The organism is Mesorhizobium sp. B1-1-5 (assembly GCF_006443065.1).
Lineage (GTDB): Bacteria > Pseudomonadota > Alphaproteobacteria > Rhizobiales > Rhizobiaceae > Mesorhizobium.
This window is the reverse complement of the sequence record NZ_VFWS01000248.1, coordinates 1-2,068: the sequence shown is the minus strand read 5'-3', so window position 1 is coordinate 2,068 and position 2,068 is coordinate 1. Positions and strand designations below refer to the sequence as shown.

The window sequence follows — 2,068 nt, the reverse complement described above, 5'->3', positions numbered from 1 at the left end:
GCCTTCATGCGGCGCGTAGTAGCCGATCAGGTCGGCGCCACAGCGCGGAATGGCCTGGCCCCAGTTACGGGCATATTCCTCGAACGCGGCCTTGCCGAACGGATCGATCTTGTAGCGGATGAAGCAGGTGATGGTCATTCCGGTCTCCCTGGATTTGTCGCATCGATAATTCGATCTCTGTCGAAACGGCGCCCACGCCGGTGTGCTAAGCAGTTTCCTGTCAGGAGCATCATCAGCGCTCCTTGAGCTCAGCGAAGGATAGTGATTATCTGGCGAGAATGCTTCGATAGGGATGAAACTATGCGCGAAGGACCCGACATTGCCCGCATCGCCAGCCTGATCGGCGACCCGGCCCGCGCCAACATGCTCAACGCACTGATGGGCGGCACGGCGCTGACGGCAAGCGAACTGGCGCTTGAGGCCGGCGTCTCGATGCCGACCGCCTCCTCGCATCTGTCGAAACTGATGGAAGGCGGGCTGCTGACCGTGGCAAGCCAGGGCCGGCATCGCTATTACGGGCTCGCCGGGCCGCAGGTGGCTGAAATGATCGAAGCCATCGCCGGCGTCGCCGAAACCATCGGCCCCAGGCGCGTGCGGCCGGGCCCGCGCGACGGGGCGATGCGCGTGGCGCGCGTCTGCTACGATCATCTTGCCGGCGAGCAGGCGGTGGCGATGCTCGACCGCCTCATCGACCGGAGACTGCTGCTGCGAGACCACGGCGAAATCCGCTTGGCGCCTTCGGCCGCCTCGCATTTCGCGGCGCTAGGGATCGATGTGGAGGCGAAGGCCCGGCGGCCGGTGTGCCGCGCCTGCCTCGACTGGAGCGTACGGCGCTCGCATCTCGCCGGCACGCTGGGCGCCGCCATCCTCGACAAGATCCTCACCGAGAAATGGGCGCGCCGGGAGAAGGACAGCCGCGCCGTGATTTTTTCGCCGCCCGGCAAACAGGCGTTCGAGAAGGTGATTTTGGCTTGAGCTATCGGCGCTGTTGCCAGCTCGATTCGTCGGCGGGACAGGCGCGAAGGATCGCCGCACTGCAAATGCGGGCAGGATTACTCCCGCTTCAACACCTTCCCCTTCTTGAAGAAATCCTTCCACGGATCGGCTTCCGCGAGTTGCTTCAGCGTCGTCTTGTCGCCGATGGGGAATGCGTTCGGCGGCAGGCCGGCTTCGATCTCGGCCCAGGTCACCGGCATCGACACCGTGGCACCCTTCTTGGCCCGCGACGAGTAGGGCGCGACCGTGGTCGCGCCGCTGCCATTGCGCAGATAGTCGACGAATATCTTGCCGGTGCGCGCCTTCTTGGACAGCGTCGCGGTGTAGCGGTCGGGCGCGCCCTGTTCCAGCGCGCGCGCGAAATCATGGGCGAAGCCTTTCACCTCCTCCCAGTTGGCCGACGGCTTCAGCGGCACGACGACATGAAAGCCCTTGCCACCCGACGTCTTGACGAAATTGGGCAGCGACAGCTCGTCAAGCTTGCCCCTTATGTCGAGTGCCGCCGCCCGCACCGCCTTCACGTCGACGCCTTCATCGGGGTCGAGATCGAAGACGATCTGGTCGGGACGTTCGAGCTCGTCGATGGTGCAACCCCAGATGTGGATCTCGACCACGCCGAGCTGGACAAGTGCCGCGATGCCGTCGAAGTCACGGATGAACAGGATTTCCTCGCCATCCGTGGGATCCCTCGTCTTCTCGATCTTGTCATGCATGCCGGGCGAGGCATGCTTCTGGAAGAAGCGCTGGCCGCCGACACCATCAGGGGCCCTGACCAGGCTGAGCGGGCGGTTGACCACGAATTGTTTCATGCGCGGCCACACCAGCGCGTAATGATCGAGCAGCCCCTGCTTGGATATCTTTTCGTCGGGCCACAGCAGCTTTTCTGGGTGAGACAGCTTCACCGTGGTGGTTGCCGCCCTTGCCGGCGTTGCGCCGCTTGACGCCGGCTTGGCCCGGGCCGTGCTTTTGCCTGTCGGTGCCTTCGGCTGTTCCTGCACGACTTCCTCCGCCGGCTTGTCCTCGCGCAGCCCCTGGAACGAGGCGTGGCGTACTATACGGTCGGAGGTCCAAC

General features: G+C 64.4%; 3 protein-coding genes. 1 reads left to right on the top strand and 2 read right to left on the bottom strand.

Features of this window, described 5'->3' with window-relative positions; translation table 11 throughout:
- Positions 1-138: NIPSNAP family protein (locus FJ980_RS30020; protein WP_181181349.1), on the bottom strand; the 138-nt coding region annotated here is incomplete at its 3' end.
- Between the two features lie 162 nt (positions 139-300).
- Here FJ980_RS30020 and FJ980_RS30015 point away from each other — a divergent pair.
- A complete protein-coding gene (locus tag FJ980_RS30015; protein WP_140547235.1) occupies positions 301-975 on the top strand; it encodes a winged helix-turn-helix domain-containing protein in 675 nt (224 codons plus the stop codon).
- A 77-nt stretch (positions 976-1,052) separates the two neighbouring features.
- On the opposite strand, the gene ligD is transcribed toward FJ980_RS30015, so the two are convergent.
- The coding region (ligD, locus tag FJ980_RS30010; protein ID WP_140547234.1) for a DNA ligase D at positions 1,053-2,068 on the bottom strand (1,016 nt) is incomplete at its 5' end.